The organism is Methylobacterium sp. NEAU K, assembly GCF_030700285.1.
In the GTDB taxonomy this organism is placed as follows: domain Bacteria; phylum Pseudomonadota; class Alphaproteobacteria; order Rhizobiales; family Beijerinckiaceae; genus Methylobacterium.
Map to the genome: position 1 here is coordinate 53,930 of NZ_JAUYZJ010000006.1, position 16,551 is coordinate 70,480.

The following is a 16,551-nucleotide window of genomic DNA, read 5'->3' on the forward strand; positions in this document are numbered from 1 at the left end:
CCTATCGTGTCCGGTACCGGCCGTCACCCTCGACCCGGTCGTACACCCCGTGACCGGTCCGGGCCCGATAGGCGTGGCCGGCGATGGCTCCAGGGGTGGGCGGCGTGCCGGGCTGGGCGAAGCTGGTCTCCGGACGATAGGCCGGTCCCCAGCCGATCTCCTCGTCTCCCGCGGGATCCTTGCCGGGGAAACCCGTGACGTAGCCCACGCTTTGCGCCAGCGCGGGGGCAGCGGCCAGCCCCAGTAGGGCCGCGAGGGTGAGGCGGAGTGTCGTTCTGGATCGCATCGATCGTATCCCTGAATGTCGGTCCGCAAAGCGGATCAGCTGTCGGAGAAACGCAGATCCCGGGCAGCGGTTTTCCGGGCGCGCATCCATGTCGCGGGCACCGGGGCGTTCGGGGCGCCTGCATCCCGTGCAGGATCCTGTAACGTTGGCCATCGGCCGCCAGCCGATCGAGCATGATGGGCCGCCAGACGGACGGCGCATCATGCCGTTGCCGTGAAACAGCATCCTGCTCGGGAAGTTCACCGCGGAGGCCCGTGGCGCCATGGAGGATTGGAAGGCCGGCTTCCGGGCCGAATTGCGGGCCATCGAGATCGCCACGGCGGACGCGGCGTCGGCGCAATTGCCGGACCTGTTGCGACGGCTGAGCCGTCATCAGGCCGGGTTGGGCGGCAATCCGGTGTTCACGCTCTACCGCCGCTGGCGCATCCGGCGCCTCGCCCGCGCCGTCGCAGAGGCGCGCTGGCAGGTCGAGCAGGGCCGCCTCGCGCGACTGGGCGGCCTGGATCCCCGCCGGGGATGAGGCATCCGCCTCAGGCCGCGACCGACCGGCGTGCGCCCGGGCGCATGCCGGCCCGGACGGCGTGAGCCGAGACGGCTTCGTAGTCGAGCCGCTCCGTCTGCTCCGGGGTCGGCGCCGGCAGGCGCACGAGGACGATGGTGCCGACCGATTCCTCGGAGCGGATGCGCAAGGAACCGCCATGCAGCTCGACCATCGAGCGGGTGATCGCGAGCCCCAGCCCTGAACCCTTGTGGCTGCGGGTCATCTGCGCCTCGACCTGGGTGAACGGCCGGCCGAGCCGGGCGAGATCGGAGCGCGGGATGCCGATGCCGCTATCCTCGACGAACAGGTGGGTGCTGGCGCCCGCGCGCCGGACGCGCACCGCGACGCGCCCCCCTGCTGGGGTAAACTTGACGGCGTTCTGGATCAGGTTGGCCAGGATCTGCTGCATGGCGGTGGGGTCGGCCAGCAGATCGAGCCCGGGCGGCATGTCGACGCCCACGGTGATCGCCTTATCCCGGGCGGCAGCCTCGACGTGCCCGAGGGCGGCGGCGACGGCCGCCTCGGCGGAGATCGGCCGGGGACTCAGCCGCACCCGGCGCGCTTCGAGGCGGGCCATGTCGAGGATGTCGTCGATCATCGAGAGCAGGTGGGAGCCGCTCTCGCGGATGTCTCGGCAATACTCGGTGTAGCGGGGCGTCCCGAGCGGGCCGAGGACCGCGTTCTCCATCACGTCGGCGAAGCCGATGATCGCGTTGAGCGGCGTGCGCAGCTCGTGGCTCATGTTGGCGAGGAACTCGGACTTGGCTTGGCTTGCGGCCTCGGCCGCCGCCTTCTGGTCGAGGTAGCGCTCGGCGAGATCGGCGAGCTGCTGGGTCTGGAGTTCGAGGGTGCGGCGGGAGCGCTTGAGATCCTTGACCGTCTCGATCAGCTCGCGCTCGGAGGCCAGGAGCTGCTCCTGGTGCCGCTTCAGGCTGGTGATGTCGGTCCCGACCGAGACGTAGCCGCCGTCCTTGGTGCGGCGCTCGCTGATCTGGAGCCATCGGCCGTCCGTGAGTTCGGCCTCGAAGGTCCGCGCTGCCATGTCCCCGGGGGCCATGCCGGCCTCGGGCGATTCGCGCCGGACCTGCGGCAGCACGCCCCGTCCCATCACGTCGGCGTAGCTCCGGCCTGCGTGCGCATCCTCGGGGCTGAGGGCGTGGAGGTGGCGGAACTTCGAATTGCACAGGACAAGCCGGTTGCCGGTGTCCCAGAGGACGAAGGCCTCCGAGATCGCCTCGACGGCATCGCGCAGGCGCATGTCGGCCGCCGCGTTGGTTTCCTCGAGGGCCCGCTGCTCCGTGATGTCGGTGGCGATGCCGACGAGATGGCGACCACCGTCGGCGGCGTCCGGCACCACCTCGGCCCGGGCCCGCAGCCAGACATAGGCGCCGTCGGCGCCGCGCATGCGGAACGCGTGGTCGATGAAGATCTGGTTGGCCGCCAGTCCCCGCGCGAGGCTGTAGAGATCGCCGTCGTCGGGATGGACCAGGGCGTTCACGGCCCCGAAGGAAAGGTACTCGTGTTGCCGGCGGTAGCCGAGCAGGGCGTACATGGAATCGGACCAGTAGATCCGGCCCCGGGCGATGTCCCAGTCCCACAGCCCGCAGGCGCCCCGGCGCAGGGCCGTCTCCAGGCGGCCGCGGATCTGCTCGCGGGCGCGGTCGGCCCTGGCCGCCTGACGGCTCTGGAGCCCGTAAGCCAGCCCGACGCCGACGATGACCAGGATCGCCGCGGCGACCAGGACGATCTGGTCCCGGGCCCCCGCGCTCCAGCCGCGCATCAGCGGCTCGATCGGCTGGAGCACCGCGACCTGTCCGGTGCCGTCGGGCAGGCTGTGCATGGCGGCCAAAACGTTCTCGCCGCCGGGCAGTTCGAGGGCCAGGGCGCCGGCCCGCTCGCCGAGGCCTGAGAGCGGCTCGCTCTCGCCGAGCACCTGGGCCAGGGTGGTCGTATCGAGCGGAAGCGGCGGGTGGGCGGCGGCGATGCGCGTGTCGGGCCGCACCAGCAGGAGGCGCCGGCCCGGATGCCGCTCGCTTTCCGGCATGAGCGCACGCAGATCCGTCGAACCGCCGCCGGGCAGGGCGATCACCCGAGAGGCGAGGCGGGCGAAGCCCTCAACCTCGGCCTTGGCGCCCGCCAGGATCTCGGCCCGCTGGCCCTGTATGTGGAGCGCCGCGAGACCCACCAGGCAGGCTAGGAACACGGCCAGGATGCCCGGCACGGCGTAGCGCAGCCAGCGCTCGGCCTGACCGAGCCGCGGATCCCGGGCGCGCATCGGCCAGGAAACGGCAAGACTCGAGTCCGCACGCGCGGAGAAGGAAGCGGAAGCCGCCTCCGGCATGGCCGAACCTCACCCGTGGGAGATGCGATCCGTTCGTCGCGTCCCGCGCCCCCCGAATCTGATTGAATACAACCATCTCCGGGGGGAGCTTGTCCACGGTTTTTTTACCATTCGGGCTTGACGCGCTGGGGTGTTGCGGCTCCGCCGCCGGAATCATTTTCTACCGCAAGTTCAAGAACTTAGCCGCCTCCCAGCGTGCGCGCGACGATGTCGGCTGTGTCCCGTGACAGGCCCGGGATCGCCTTGATCCGATTAAGCATTTCGGCGGCACCGGCGGCCCGTGCGTTTTCTAGCCGCCGCCAGGATCCGAAGGCCGTGAGAAGCCGGGCGGCAACCTGCGGGTTGGTCGAATCGAGCGCCGCGACCGTGTCGCCGACGAGGGCAAAGCCCGCGCCGTCGCGCCGGGTGAACTGGGTCGGGTTGCCGAACGCGAAGCTCCCGACGAGCGCGCGGACCCGATTCGGGTTGGCCATGCTGAAGGCCGGGTGTTCCCGAAGCCGGGCGATACGATCCAGGGTGTCCGGCTCGGGGATCTGGGCCTGGATTGCGAACCACTTGTCGAGGACGAGGGGCTCGTCGGCGAAGCGGGTGCCGAAATCCGCCAACGCATCTTCCCGTGCTTGACCGGGGATCAGCGCCAGTGTGCCGAGCGCCGCAAGGCTGTCGGTCATGTTGGTGGCGCTCGTCAGGCGCTCTGCGGCGCGAAGCGCGCCCGTCGCCGGATCGCCCGCCGCGATCAGGTCGAGGGCGGCGTTGCGCAGGGACCGGCGCCCCGCCGAGGCCGCATCGGGACTGTAGGTCGCGCCTTCGGCAGCGGCGAGAGCCGCGTCGAGCCGCTCCAGTCGCGGCCGCAGGGCCTGTCCGAGGCGTGCGCGCAGGTCGCGCCGTGCCCGGTGGATCGCATCGGGATCGACGTCGGCCGGAAGGGAATCAGCGGCCTCGCCCTCGCTCGGAAGGGCCAGGACCAGGGCGGCGAAAGCCGGATCGGCCAGGGCCTCGCCGTCGAGGAAGCGCCCCAGCGCCTCCGCGAAGGCGTCGGCGCGCTCGGAATCGGGGTCGAGGATCAGCCGCAGGGCGACGTCCTGCGCCGCCTGCCAGCGGTTGAACGGGTCGCTGTCGTGCGCGAGCAGCCGCATGCGCTGCGCGTCGGTCAACTCCAGATCGAGCCGAACCGGCGCCGAGAAGTCGCGCAGCAGCGACGGCACCGGCACCTCGGTGACGGCCTCGAACGCGATCTCGGCCTCGGCACGGTCGAGGACGTAGATTCCGTCCCGCACGTCCGGGCAGATGGCCCCCGCGAGCGGCCCCGATGCTCCGATGAGCCCAAGCGCCACCGGGATCACCAGGGGCGGCCCGTCCTGGCCCGCATCCCCCGGCAGGCTCTGGGCGAGGCGCAGGGTGCAGCGGGCTGCGTCTCGATCGTCGGTCATCGTGACGGTGAGGCGCGGCGTGCCGGGCCGCTCATACCAGCGGGCGAAGGCCGCGAGATCGCGCCCCGTCACCGCCGCGAAGGCGGCCAAGAAATCCTCGACGGTGGCGGCGCGGCCGTCATTGTCGGCGAAATAGCGGTCCATGCCGGCCCGGAACGCCTCGGGGCCGATCAGGGTGCGCAGCATCCGGACGATCTCGGCGCCCTTGTCGTAGACAGTGGCCGTGTAGAAGTTGTTGATCTCGGCATAGGCGGCGGGCCGGACGGGATGGCGCAGCGGCCCGGCATCCTCGGGGAACTGGCGCGCCCGCAGGGAGCGCACCTCGGCGATCCGGTGCACCGGCCGGGAACGCATGTCGGAGGAGAATTCCTGGTCTCGGAAGACCGTCAGCCCCTCCTTCAGGCAGAGCTGGAACCAGTCCCGGCAGGTGACCCGGTTGCCCGACCAATTGTGGAAATATTCGTGGGCGATGATCGCCTCGATGGCGGCGTAATCCCCGTCGGTCGCGGTCTCGGGGCTCGCAAGCACGTATTTGTCGTTGAAGATGTTGAGACCCTTGTTCTCCATCGCGCCCATGTTGAAATCGGACACGGCGACGACGTTGAACACGTCGAGGTCGTAGGCACGCCCGAAGGCGGTCTCGTCCCAGGCCATCGAGCGGATCACGGCGTCGAGGGCGTAACCGGCGCGCGCCTCCTTGCCCGGCTCGACGTAGACCGCGCAGGTGACGGCGCGGCCCTCGCGGGTGGTGAACCGGGTTTCGACCTTGCCGAGCCGGCCACCGACCAGGGCGAACAGATAGGCGGGCTTCGGGTGCGGGTCGTGCCAGACGGCGAAGTGCCGGTCGGCGCCTGCGGGCCCCGTCTCGACCAAATTGCCGTTGCCGAGCAGCACCGGCGCCTCGCCCCGGTCCGCCTCGATGCGCGTGGTGTACACCGCCATGACGTCGGGACGGTCGAGGAAATAGGTGATCCGGCGGAAGCCGTCGGCCTCGCACTGGGTGCAGTAGACGCCGTTCGACCGGTAGAGGCCCATCAGCTTGGTGTTGGCGGTCGGGTCGACCTGCGTGACGAGGCGCAGCGTGAACGGCCGCGCCGGCGGCTCGAGCAGGCTCAGGCCGGTCGGCGTCGCCGTGTAGGCGTCCGCCGCCAGCACCGCGCCGTCGAGCGCGACCGAGACGAGCTGGAGGTCGTCGCCGTCGAGGCGGAGCGGCGCCCCCGCCAGACCGTCGGGATTCGGACGCAGGGCCAGCGTCGCGTCGATCCGCGTCGCGTGCGGGTCGAGGCGGATGTCGAGGTCGACGCGGTCGATCAGGTAGTCGCTCGGCCGGTATTCCTCCAGGCGGATCAGCGGCGGCGTCTCGGTGCGCATTCGGCTCTCTCTCCGGGTCCGGATCGGGTCCGTTCTGGTCCCTCGCGCCGCCCGGCGCAACGCGTCCGACTGGCCGGGACCGGCGGCCTGTGCGCCCCGATCAGGCAGCCAGTGCGGCGCGGCCCTTCTGATGCCACAGGCCGCCGATCAGGCCGAGGTTGATCACCGCGAGCAGCGCCAGCACGCCCCAGAGGGCGTCGGGCCCGATCCGCGCCAGCAGGAACGCCCCGAGCGGCGGCGCGAGGGCCTGGGCCACGAGCCCCGGCCGGGCCAGCCGGCCGACCAGCCCGGCGTAGTGGTCGGGACCGAACAGCGCCAAGGGCACCGTGCCGCGGGCGATCGAGTAGATCCCGTTGCCGGCACCATAGAGGGCAAGGGCGAGGCCGATCTCCGGCAGGTGGGTCGCCAGCAGCAGCAGACCGAGGGCGACGAGGGTGAAGGCTGCCGTCAGCGTCCAGAGCGGGTGGTACCGCCCCTTGCCGGCCATCTCGATCAGGCGCGCGCCTACCTGCGCCGGACCGATCAGGCCGCCATACGCGACGGCCGAGGCGAGGGCGACGCCCCGGGTCTGGAGCAGCGTGATCAGATGGACCGAGATCAGCGCCATGATGGCGCCGCCGAGGACGAGCACGCCCGCCATGATCAGGAAGGCCCGGTGCTGCCACGGCGCCAGCGCGGCGACCGGCCGCGCCCGTGCGCCCGCCGTCGCCGCGAGGGGCGGCGCCGGCGGGATCAGGCCGAGCACCAGCGGCAGCGTCACCGCCAGATGCAGGGCCGCGTAGGCGAAGCAGGTCCCCCGCCAGCCGACATGCGCCACCAGGAAGGCCGAGAGCGGCCAGCAGACGGTGCTGGCGAAGCCGCCCCAGAGGGTCAGAGCCGTGATCGCCGGGCGCGCCCCGGCCCCGTAGAGGCGGCCGAGCGTGGCATAGGCGGGGTCGTACAGGCCGCAGCCCATGCCGAGCCCGATCAACAGCCAGCCGCCGAGGAAGACCAGCAGGGTCGGGGCGAGGCCGAGAACCGCGAGGCCGGCGGCCAGCAACAGGGCCGCGCAGGCGAGGACCGGCCGCCCTCCGTGCCGCTGGATGATCCTCCCGACCCGCGGCGACGCGAAGGCTGCGACCAGCAGGCCGAGGGACAGGCCGCCGACGATCCAGGGCAACGGCCAGGCGGTGTCCCGGGCGATCGGCTCCGCCAGCACGGCGGGGAGGTAGTAGGACGAGCCCCAGGCGAGGATCTGCACAACGCCCAGGGCCGAGATCACCGGCCCACGGCGCCCCCGATCGGTCACCGGATCACCGGGTCCCGAGCAGGGGCAGCCATGCGCCTAGAGCCAGCAGCGCGGCGAGCAGCACCGGCACGGTGACGACGAGGCCGACCCGCATGTACTGGCCCCAGCCGATCCTGTGGCCCTTGCTCGCCAGAACGTGCAGCCACAGAAGCGTGGCGAGGCTGCCGATCGGCGTGAATTTTGGACCGAGGTCGCACCCGATCACGTTGGCGTAGATCATCAGCTCGCGCGTCAGCGGCGACAGGTCCGGAGCCTGCTGGATCGCCAGCGCACCGATCAGCACGCTCGGCATGTTGTTCATGACAGACGACAGGATCGCGGCGCCGAAACCGGCTCCGACCGTCGCGGCGAGCGGCCCGTAACCGGCCAGCCAGACCAGGCCGCGGGCGAGCGCGTCGGTCAGGCCGGCATTCTTGAGCCCGTAGACGACGAGATACATCCCGAGGCTGAACAGCACGATCTGCCAAGGTGCACCGGCCAGTACCTTGCGGATCGGGATGAGGCCGCCCCGCCGGGCCAGCGCCAGCAGCACCGCTGCGCCCGCGCAGGTGACGACCGAGACCGGCACGCCGAACGGTGCCGTGACGAAGTAGGCGACGAGCAGCAGGCCGAGCAGCGGGAACGCGGCACGGAAAAGCAGCGGATCGCGGATGGCGTCGCGGGGCGGTTCGAGCTGGCCGACCGGATAGGAGGCCGGCACCGCGGTCCGGAAATAGGCCCCCAGCACCACCAGCGTCGCCGCCAGTGACACCAGATCCACCGGCACCATGACGGCGGCGTAGCGCCCGAACGTCACGTCGAAGAAGTTGGCCGAGACGATGTTGACGAGGTTGGAGATGACCAGCGGCAGGCTGGTGGAATCCGCCACGAACCCGCAGGCGATGATGAAGGCCAGCGCGGCGGGCGGCCCGAATTCCAGCCGCAGCAGGATCGCCAGCACGATCGGCGTCAGCAGGAGCGCCGCGCCGTCATTGGCGAACAGGGCCGCGATCGCTGCGCCGAGCAGCACCACCAGGGGGAAGAGCCGCCGCCCCCGTCCGCCGCCCCAACGGGCGACGTGGAGCGCCGCCCAATGGAAGAACCCGGCCTCGTCCAGCAGCAGCGAGATGATGATCAGGGCGACGAACGTGACGGTCGCATCCCACACGATGTGCCAGACCACCGGCACGTCGGCCGCCTGGATGACGCCCGTGGCAAGGGCGATCGCCGCCCCGATCAGGGCGCTCCAGCCGATCCCGAAGCCCCCGGGCTGCCAGATGACGAACACCAGGGTGACGACGAAGATGGCGAGCGCGAGCATGCGGGCGACTTCTCGTTTCCCGGCCGAAGGTCTTGGCAGTTCTCGGTGATCCGTCCCGGCTCAGGCCGTGCCGACGCGGCGTCCGTGCTCGTCCACGACCCGCTCCCCGTCCTCTTTGACGAACTCGCCCTGCTGCACCGGCAGCAGGTCCAGCACGGCCTCGGAGGGGCGGCACAGGCGCACGCCCCTGGGGCTCACCACCAGCGGCCGGTTGAGCAGGATCGGGTGCGCCGCGATGGCGTCGAGGAGCTGGTCGTCGGTCAGCGCCGGATCACCCAATCCGAGTTCTGCGTAGGGCGTGCCCTTCTCGCGCAGCACGTCACGCACTGAGAGTCCGGCCCGCGCCAGAAGCTGACGGAGCAGCGCCCGCGCGGGCGGGGTCTTCAGGTACTCGACGACATGCGGCTCGATGCCGGCGTTGCGGATCATCGCCAGCGCGTTGCGCGAGGTGCCGCAGTCCGGGTTGTGGTAGATCACCACGTCGATGGCGCGATCAGGCATGGTCCAGCTCGTTTGCCTCGGTGCAGGAGGCTGACAGGGCGGCCAGCGCGGGCGCGCAGACCTCGGGACGACCCTGGCAGCAATCCGTCATGATAAATTCGATCAGCCCGGACAGGACCGGGTAGGCGACGCTGTAGACGATCGAGCGCCCCGCGCGGCGCGACTGGATCAGGCCGGCCTGCTGCAACTCCTTCAGATGGAAGGAGATGGTGGAGGCGGACACGCCGATCGCGTGGGCCAGAACACCGGAGGCCATGCCCTCGGGGCCGGCTTTCACGAGCGCCCGGAGCGCCCGCAGCCGGTGCTCCTGGCCCAGGGCGATGAAGGCCGCGAGGGCTTGCGGTTCGTCCATTTTCGTTTCAACATTCAAACGATCGTGCAAATATACGAGAAAGCGGAACCGTGGACAAGCCCGACCAGCCCTTCGCAGACGGGCTACCCAACCTCAGCACGCCGCATTTCGTGGTGCCGACCGTCGCGCAGCTGGAGGCGGCGCAGCCGTTTACGCACGCTCCGCGCTTCCTGATCCTGTACGGGTCCCTGCGGTCGCGCTCGTTCAGCCGGCTCTTGGGCTACGAGGCGGCGCGGCTCCTCGAAGCCATGGGCGGCGAGGTGCGGATCTACCACGCCCACGGCCTGCCGCTGCCGGACGACACGACCCCGGACCACCCGAAGGTGCAGGAGCTGCGCGCGCTCTCGCTCTGGTCGGAGGGTCAGGTCTGGGTCTCGCCGGAGCGCCACGGCAACCTCACCGGGGTGATGAAGAGCCAGATCGACTGGCTGCCGCTCAGCGACGGCTCGGTGCGCCCGACGCAGGGACGCACTCTGGCGGTGATGCAGGTGTCGGGCGGGTCGCAGAGCTTCAACGCGGTCAACAGCCTGCGGCTGCTCGGCCGGTGGATGCGGATGATCACCATCCCCAACCAATCCTCGGTGCCGATGGCCTACCGGGAATTCGACGAGGCCGGACGCATGAAGCCGGGCCCGCTCTACGAACGCGTGGTCGATGTCTGCGAGGAACTGATGAAGTTCACGCTGCTGACCCGCGGACGGGCCGACTACCTCGTCGACCGCTACAGCGAGCGCAGGGAACGGGAGCCGGAGCGGCTCCAGGCCGTGGCGGCCGATATCGGCTTCTCGAAACCCTGAGGCGGTTCGGATCCCGGGGAGCGGGATTGCGGACCGCCCAGACTACTCGGTCGCCGGCGAGGCCCTAGCTAGGGCAGCGATCGACCGGTCGCCCGGCAGGGCCGATCGTGTCCGTTTCCGCTGGGGGCGCCGTGACAGCCCTCGCCACCACAGAGGGATGCCGCCTGATGGAATTTCTGCACACCATGGTCCGGGTGGCCGATCTCGACCGGGCGCTCGCCTTCTACGTCGACACGTTCGGCCTCAAGGAAGTCCGCCGGATCGAGAACGAGAAGGGCCGCTTCACCCTGGTCTTCCTGGCCGCGCCGGGGGACGTCGAGCGGGCACAGGCGACGAAGTCGCCGCTCATCGAGCTGACCTACAACTGGGACCCGGAGACCTACTCGGGCGGCCGCAACTTCGGGCACTTGGCCTACCAGGTCGACGACATCTACGCCTTCTGCGCCAAGCTCAAGGACAGGGGCGTGACCATCAACCGTCCTCCGCGCGACGGCCACATGGCCTTCGTCAAGTCGCCGGACGGCATCTCCATCGAGATCCTGCAGAAGGGTGGCGCGAAGGAGCCGCAGGAGCCGTGGCTGTCGATGGAGAATACCGGGACCTGGTAACGGGCGCTCCGCCCTTGACCCGGACGGCGGTGCGGGCCCATCTGCCCGTGGATCAGCCGGCCGGGCGGCCGCTCCGGAGGCGCGAGCGTCCGGGGAGGAAAGTCCGGGCTCCATGGAGAGACGGTGCCGGATAACGTCCGGCGGGGGCGACCCCAGGGACAGTGCCACAGAGAGCAGACCGCCCCGGATGCGTCCGGGGTCAGGGTGAAAGGGTGCGGTAAGAGCGCACCGCGGACGCGGCAACGCGGACGGCACGGCAAACCCCACCGGGAGCAAGACCGAATAGGGGCGGCGCGCCCTTCGCGAGAAGGGCAGGCCCGCTCTCCAGGCCAGTCGCCCGGGTTGGTTGCTCGAGGCGGTCGGCAACGACCGTCCCAGAGGAATGGCCGCCACGTCGGCGCGCGCGAGCGCACCGGCCCTACAGAACCCGGCTTACAGGCCGGCTGATCCCCCGATACTTAAAAACTGGGCGGTCCCAGGATCCTGGCCGCCGCACACGGGCCGCCCGCAGCGACAACTCGGCAAGGGCCGGAATTCACGCGCGGCAAAAACCTTCGGTTAACCTTGCCGGGGTCAGATCGGTCCGCGCGGCAGCGCCAAGCTCGTGCGTTGACGATCCTCCGAGGCCCATGATACCCGGCATCCTCCCGTCAACGGCGTGTATCGGATCGCCGGGCGCAACCTGCACAGGTGCAGGTCTCGTCCGTGCGCGGCGTTTTGCGCCCTCAGCATCCGGCGCCGTTCCCGTCACGCGCGCCGCCCTCGCGCGGCCCGGCACAGGGCACCATGAGACGCACGAGCCGCATCCGCGCCCGGGTTCCCGAGGCGCGCAGACATCCCGCCATTCCCTGCAGCCGCCCCGCGAGGCGCGCATGATCCGGCGCCGCATCCCCGCCGAGGTGCCCACTGCGCCACGACAGGCTTCCAGCGGCGCGCCTGCAGCCCAGCCCCACGTGCCGGTGCTGCTCGCCGAGGTGGTCGAAGCGCTCAAGACCGAGGGCGGCCTGGCCGTCGACGGCACCTTCGGCGCCGGGGGCTACACGCGCGCACTCCTGGCCGCCGATTCGGGCGTGCGGGTGATGGCCATCGACCGCGACCCGGAGGCGATCGCCCGCGGACAGGCGCTGATCGACGAATCCGGAGGACGCCTGCGCCTGCTGCCGGGCCGATTCGGCGACCTCGACACGCTGCTTGCCGAGGCTGGCGAGGCCCGGGCCGATCGGGTCGTGCTCGATATCGGCGTCTCGTCGATGCAGCTCGACGCGCCGGAGCGGGGGTTCTCGTTCCGCAACGACGGCCCGCTCGACATGCGCATGGGCGCAGACGGGCCGAGCGCGGCCGACCTCGTGAACGAGGCCGACGAGACGGTGCTCGCCGACATCATCTACCATTACGGCGAGGAGCGGCGGTCGCGCGCCGTCGCGCGCACGATCCACGAGGCCCGCCGCCGCGGCCGGATCGAGACCACCGGGCAGCTCGCAGAGCTGGTCGCGAGCGTGGTGCGGGTCGAGCCCGGCAGCCACATCCACCCGGCGACGCGGACGTTCCAGGGCCTGCGGATCGCCGTCAACGACGAGCTCGGCGAGCTCGTGCGCGCCCTGCACGCGGCCGAGCGCGTGCTCGTCCCGGGCGGCCGGCTCGCCGTGGTGACGTTCCACTCGCTCGAGGACCGGATCGTCAAGCAGTTCTTCGCCGCCCGCAGCGGCCGCTCCGCCCAGGGCTCCCGCCACCTGCCGGGCGCGCCCGCGGAGGCCGTCCGCAGCTTCCGCCTGGTGACCAAGGGGCCGGTCCTGCCGGGCGAGGCCGAGACCGCGCGCAACCCCCGCGCCCGCTCCGCCAAGCTCCGGGCCGCCGAGCGCACCGAATCCGACGTGCCCGAGCCGCTCGCGGCCCTGCACGTCCTGGCGGGCCTGCCAGACACCGCCCGTGGGGGCCATCGCCGATGATCCGCCTGCTGAACCTCCTCGCGGTGGCCGGCCTCGTGGCTTCGGCGATCTACGCCTACTCGATCAAATACGACACGCTCTACCAGGGCGGGCAGGTCTCCAAGCTGCAGACCGCGCTCCATGCCGAGCGGCAGGCGATCGCGGTGCTGCGCGCCGAGTGGCAGCTCCTGACCCGGCCGGACCGGCTGCAGGCGGCGGTGGACAAGCATCTCGCCCTGGAGCCGATCGGCACCAGCCATCTCGCCCGTCTCTCGGACCTGCCGGGCCGGCCCGAGCGCGGCGACGAGATCGGCCGGCTGCTCGCCGCGACGGCGACGCCCAAGGACAAGGGCACGATCGAACCCCGTACCACCGGATCGATCACCCGCACCGTCACCACGACCCGCACCCCGACGACGGCTTCGAGGTAAACACCCGTGTCCGAAGACGCCGACCAGACCTTCGACCCGGCAGCCGAGGCGCAGGCGGCCGACGCACACGTGTCGGAACATGAGGCCGCCGTGCTCGAGGCTGCCGCGCGCGCGCATGCCGCGATTGCCCCGCGCGTCATCGAAGAGAGCGAGCACGCGCCGGTGCCGCGCGCCGAGCGCGCCGTGGCCTTCGTGCGGAGCATGTTCCGGCTGGCCATAGAGCGCTCGCACATGCGCGTCGCCGTGGTCGGGCTGGTCTTCGTCGCGGTGTTCGGGACAATCTCGACCAAGCTCCTGATGATGGCGATCTTCGGGGATCCGCCCAGCCAGGAGCACCGGGTCGCGGCCGCGTCCGCCACGGCTTTCCGCCCCGACATCGTCGACCGCAACGGCGAGATCCTGGCCACCGACATCCGCACCGTGTCGGTCTTCGCCGAGCCCGGCAACATCTACGACAAGGACGAGGCGGTGGAGCTGCTCACCGCCGTCCTGCCGGAACTCAACGCCTCCGAGCTGCGCGCCAAGCTGTCCTCCCGCAAGGGCCGGAGCGGCGCGGGCTTCGTCTGGGTCAAGCGCGAGCTGACGCCCAAGCAGCAGGCCGAGGTCCACCGGCTCGGCATCCCGGGCATCGGCTTCCTGCCCGACCACAAGCGGGTCTACCCGAACGGCGTCGCCGCCGCCCACATCCTGGGCGCGACGAACCTCGACGGCGTCGGCATCGCCGGTATCGAGAAGTACATCGACTCCACCGGGATCCAGGCGCTCAACAGCTTCGGGCTGGTCAACAAGCAGGCCGACCTCAAGCCGGTGCAGCTCTCCATCGATCTGCGCGCCCAGTTCGCGGTGCGCGACGAGCTGGCCTGGGGCATCGACCACTTCAAGGCCAAGGCCGGCGCCTCGATGATCCTCGACGTGAAGACCGGCGAGGTGATCGCCCTGGTCTCCATGCCCGATTTCGACCCGAACGACCCGAAGGACGCGCTCTCGCCCGACCGCATCAACCGCATGAACGTCGGCGTCTACGAGATGGGCTCGACCTTCAAGGCGATGACGCTCGCCATGGCGCTCGAATCCGGCAAGTACAACGTCAACTCGACCTTCGACACCCGGGGCGGCGTGCTGAACTGGGGCCGCCAGAAGATCCACGAGTATCACGGCACCAACCGCGTTATCACCATGCCGGAGGTGTTCACGCATTCCTCGAACATCGGCTCCGCCAAGATGGCGCTCGGTGTCGGTGTGGCCGGGCACAAGGCCTTCCTGAAGAAGATGGGCCTGCTCGACCGGCTGCGCACCGAGCTGCCGGAGAGCGCGGCCCCGATCGTCCCGGCGCGGTGGAGCGAGATCAACACGATCACCATCGCGTTCGGTCACGGCATCGCGGTGGCGCCGATCCAGGCGGCGGCCGCGGTGGCGGCGATCACCAATGGCGGCGACCTGATCACCCCGACCTTTCTCAAGACCAATCCAGACGACGCCAAGGCGCACGCCACGCACGTGCTCTCGGCCCAGACTTCCGAGGCGATGCGCTTCATCATGCGCCTCAACGCGGTCGAGGGCTCGGCCAAGAAGGCGGCGATCCCGTACTACTTCGTCGGCGGGAAGACCGGCACGGCCGAGAAGGTGATCGGCGGGCGCTACATTCACAACCGCCTGTTCACCACGTTCATGGCGGCGGCGCCGATGAACGACCCGAAATACCTGTTCGTCACGATCATGGACGAGCCGCAGGGCCTGCCGGAATCGGGTGGCTACGCCACGGCGGCCTGGAATTCCGGCGTGGTGACCGGCAAGGTGATCGAGCGCGTGGCGCCGATCCTGGGTCTGCCACCGCAATTCGAGCCGCCGGTGAGACCGTTCCCGCAGATGGTCAAGCTCAACGCCTACCACGCCAACCAGCTCGGCGGCCCGTGATCGCCCGGCTCGCCGATCTGTTCCCGGAGGCCGCGGGGCCGGCCGCCGACCTGTCGGTAACGGCTCTCACCGCCGACAGCCGGAAGGTCGTGCCGGGAGGCGTGTTCGTCGCGGTGCCTGGAACGATGGCCGACGGCCGCCTGTTCGCCGCCCAGGCGGCCGAGCGCGGCGCCCTGGCGGTGGCCGGGGAGGGCGCGCGGCCCGCCGACCTGCCGGAGTCGGTCGCCTGGATCGCCGTGGCGGATGCCCGCCGGGCGCTGGCGCTCGCCGCCGCCCGCCTCGCGGGCGCGCAGCCCGGTACCGTGGTGGCCGTCACCGGCACCGCGGGCAAGAGTTCGGTCGCCGATTTCGTGCGGCAGATCCTGGCCCGGCTCGGCCGCGACGCGGCGAGCCTCGGCACCGTCGGGATCGTGACCAAACGCGGGGCGCAGTACGGCTCGCTCACCACTCCGGATCCGGTGACCCTGCACCGGACCCTGGCGCGGCTCGCCGCCGAGGGCGTGACGGAGCTGGCCATGGAGGCCTCTTCGCACGGCATTGAGCAGCGCCGCCTCGACGGCGTGCGGCTCGATGCGGCGGCCTTCACAAATCTCGGACGCGACCACCTCGACTATCACGCCAGCATCGAGGAGTACCTCGCGGCCAAGCTGCGCCTGTTCACCGACCTGCTGCCGCCGGGCCGTCCGGCGATCGTGAATGCCGACGGCGCCTATGCGGACCGGGTGATCGCCGCGGCGGTCGAAGCCGGGCGGCCGGTTCGCACGGTCGGACGCGCGGGCCGGGATCTCTGCGTCGAATCGGTGCGGACGGAGGGATTCGCGCAGGCCGTGAGGCTCGCGTTCGGCGGCGCGGTCTACGATGTGCGCCTGCCGCTCGTCGGAGAATTCCAGGTCGAGAACGCTCTCGTGGCGGCCGGCCTCGCGCTGGCCACCCCGGCGGGTGCCGCCGACCCGGCCGGGGTCTTCGCAGCTCTCGACCACCTCACCGGCGTGCCGGGCCGCATGGAGCGGATCGGTGAGGCGCGGGGCGGCCTCTGCCTCGTGGACTACGCGCACAAGCCCGAGGCCCTGGAGAGCGTTCTGACCGCGCTCCGGCCCTTCGCGGCCGGCCGCCTCGTCGTGGTGTTCGGGTGCGGCGGCGACCGCGATCGGGGCAAGCGCCCGCTCATGGGCGCGATTGCGGACCGGCTGGCCGATACGGTCATCGTCACCGACGACAACCCGCGAACCGAGGAGCCCAGCGCGATCCGGCGGGCGATCCTGGCGGCGGCCCCGAAGGCGGAAGAGATCGGCGACCGAGCCGAGGCGATCCGCGCGGCCGTGCGGCGGCTCGGGCCCGGCGACGTTCTGGTCGTGGCTGGCAAAGGTCATGAAACCGGCCAGATCGTGGGAGATCGCACCCTGCCGTTCTCGGACCACGACGTCTTGCGCGCCGCCATCGCCGAGGCGACGCTCTGAGCGCGACAG

General features: G+C 71.0%; 14 protein-coding genes and 1 other RNA gene. 8 read left to right on the top strand and 7 right to left on the bottom strand.

Annotation, left to right across the window (positions count from 1 at the left end; genetic code table 11):
* Window position 1 precedes the first annotated feature (1 nt).
* A complete protein-coding gene (locus tag Q8W67_RS06640) occupies window positions 2–286 on the bottom strand; it encodes a hypothetical protein (protein ID WP_305542606.1) in 285 nt (94 codons plus the stop codon).
* 262 nt (window positions 287–548) lie between these two features.
* Here Q8W67_RS06640 and Q8W67_RS06645 point away from each other — a divergent pair, with 262 nt between their 5' ends.
* Window positions 549–806, top strand: a complete 258-nt coding sequence (locus Q8W67_RS06645) for a hypothetical protein (RefSeq protein ID WP_305542609.1) — start codon at window positions 549–551, stop codon at window positions 804–806.
* 10 nt (window positions 807–816) lie between these two features.
* Here the strand turns inward: Q8W67_RS06645 and Q8W67_RS06650 are convergent, their stop codons facing one another.
* The 6 genes from Q8W67_RS06650 to Q8W67_RS06675 form a co-directional block, all read right to left on the bottom strand.
* Window positions 817–3,168, bottom strand: coding sequence for a PAS domain-containing sensor histidine kinase (locus tag Q8W67_RS06650; RefSeq protein ID WP_305542611.1), 2,352 nt, complete (start codon window positions 3,166–3,168; stop codon window positions 817–819).
* A 179-nt stretch (window positions 3,169–3,347) separates the two neighbouring features.
* Complete coding sequence (gene pepN, locus Q8W67_RS06655; protein WP_305542614.1) at window positions 3,348–5,969, bottom strand: aminopeptidase N; 2,622 nt, start codon at window positions 5,967–5,969, stop codon at window positions 3,348–3,350.
* A 100-nt stretch (window positions 5,970–6,069) separates the two neighbouring features.
* Window positions 6,070–7,257, bottom strand: a complete 1,188-nt coding sequence (locus tag Q8W67_RS06660; RefSeq protein WP_305542617.1) for an MFS transporter — start codon at window positions 7,255–7,257, stop codon at window positions 6,070–6,072.
* A 4-nt stretch (window positions 7,258–7,261) separates the two neighbouring features.
* Entirely contained in the window at window positions 7,262–8,557 is a 1,296-nt protein-coding gene (locus Q8W67_RS06665; RefSeq protein WP_305542618.1) for an arsenic transporter, read from the bottom strand.
* 60 nt (window positions 8,558–8,617) lie between these two features.
* Window positions 8,618–9,058 carry an arsenate reductase (glutaredoxin) gene (gene arsC, locus Q8W67_RS06670; protein WP_305542620.1) on the bottom strand — a complete coding sequence of 147 codons (441 nt, stop codon included), beginning with the start codon at window positions 9,056–9,058 and terminating at the stop codon, window positions 8,618–8,620.
* Window positions 9,051–9,410 (bottom strand): helix-turn-helix transcriptional regulator, encoded by a 360-nt coding sequence (locus Q8W67_RS06675; RefSeq protein ID WP_305542623.1) that lies wholly within the window; start codon window positions 9,408–9,410, stop codon window positions 9,051–9,053. The genes arsC and Q8W67_RS06675 overlap by 8 nt, the downstream gene beginning before the upstream one ends.
* Window positions 9,411–9,460: 50 nt before the next feature.
* Between Q8W67_RS06675 and arsH the strand changes: the two genes are divergently transcribed.
* The 7 genes from arsH (at window position 9,461) to Q8W67_RS06710 (ending at window position 16,542) form a co-directional block, all read left to right on the top strand.
* Window positions 9,461–10,207, top strand: a complete 747-nt coding sequence (gene arsH / locus Q8W67_RS06680) for an arsenical resistance protein ArsH (RefSeq protein ID WP_305542626.1) — start codon at window positions 9,461–9,463, stop codon at window positions 10,205–10,207.
* Window positions 10,208–10,374: 167 nt separating this feature from the next.
* Window positions 10,375–10,815: a VOC family protein gene (locus Q8W67_RS06685; protein WP_305542629.1), complete on the top strand. Its 441-nt coding sequence runs from the start codon at window positions 10,375–10,377 to the stop codon at window positions 10,813–10,815.
* A gap of 52 nt (window positions 10,816–10,867) precedes the next feature.
* Window positions 10,868–11,266: RNase P RNA component class A (gene rnpB / locus Q8W67_RS06690), an RNA gene on the top strand.
* A gap of 448 nt (window positions 11,267–11,714) precedes the next feature.
* Window positions 11,715–12,761, top strand: a complete 1,047-nt coding sequence (rsmH, locus tag Q8W67_RS06695) for a 16S rRNA (cytosine(1402)-N(4))-methyltransferase RsmH (RefSeq protein ID WP_370693832.1) — start codon at window positions 11,715–11,717, stop codon at window positions 12,759–12,761.
* Window positions 12,758–13,171, top strand: coding sequence for a hypothetical protein (locus Q8W67_RS06700; RefSeq protein ID WP_305542643.1), 414 nt, complete (start codon window positions 12,758–12,760; stop codon window positions 13,169–13,171). The genes rsmH and Q8W67_RS06700 overlap by 4 nt, the downstream gene beginning before the upstream one ends.
* 6 nt (window positions 13,172–13,177) lie before the next feature.
* Window positions 13,178–15,085: a penicillin-binding protein 2 gene (locus Q8W67_RS06705; protein ID WP_305542646.1), complete on the top strand. Its 1,908-nt coding sequence runs from the start codon at window positions 13,178–13,180 to the stop codon at window positions 15,083–15,085.
* The gene (locus Q8W67_RS06710; RefSeq protein ID WP_305542649.1) at window positions 15,082–16,542 is read left to right on the top strand and encodes a UDP-N-acetylmuramoyl-L-alanyl-D-glutamate--2,6-diaminopimelate ligase; all 1,461 of its coding nucleotides are present in this window, start codon (window positions 15,082–15,084) and stop codon (window positions 16,540–16,542) included. Before Q8W67_RS06705 ends, Q8W67_RS06710 begins: the two co-directional genes overlap by 4 nt.
* Window positions 16,543–16,551: the final 9 nt, after the last annotated feature.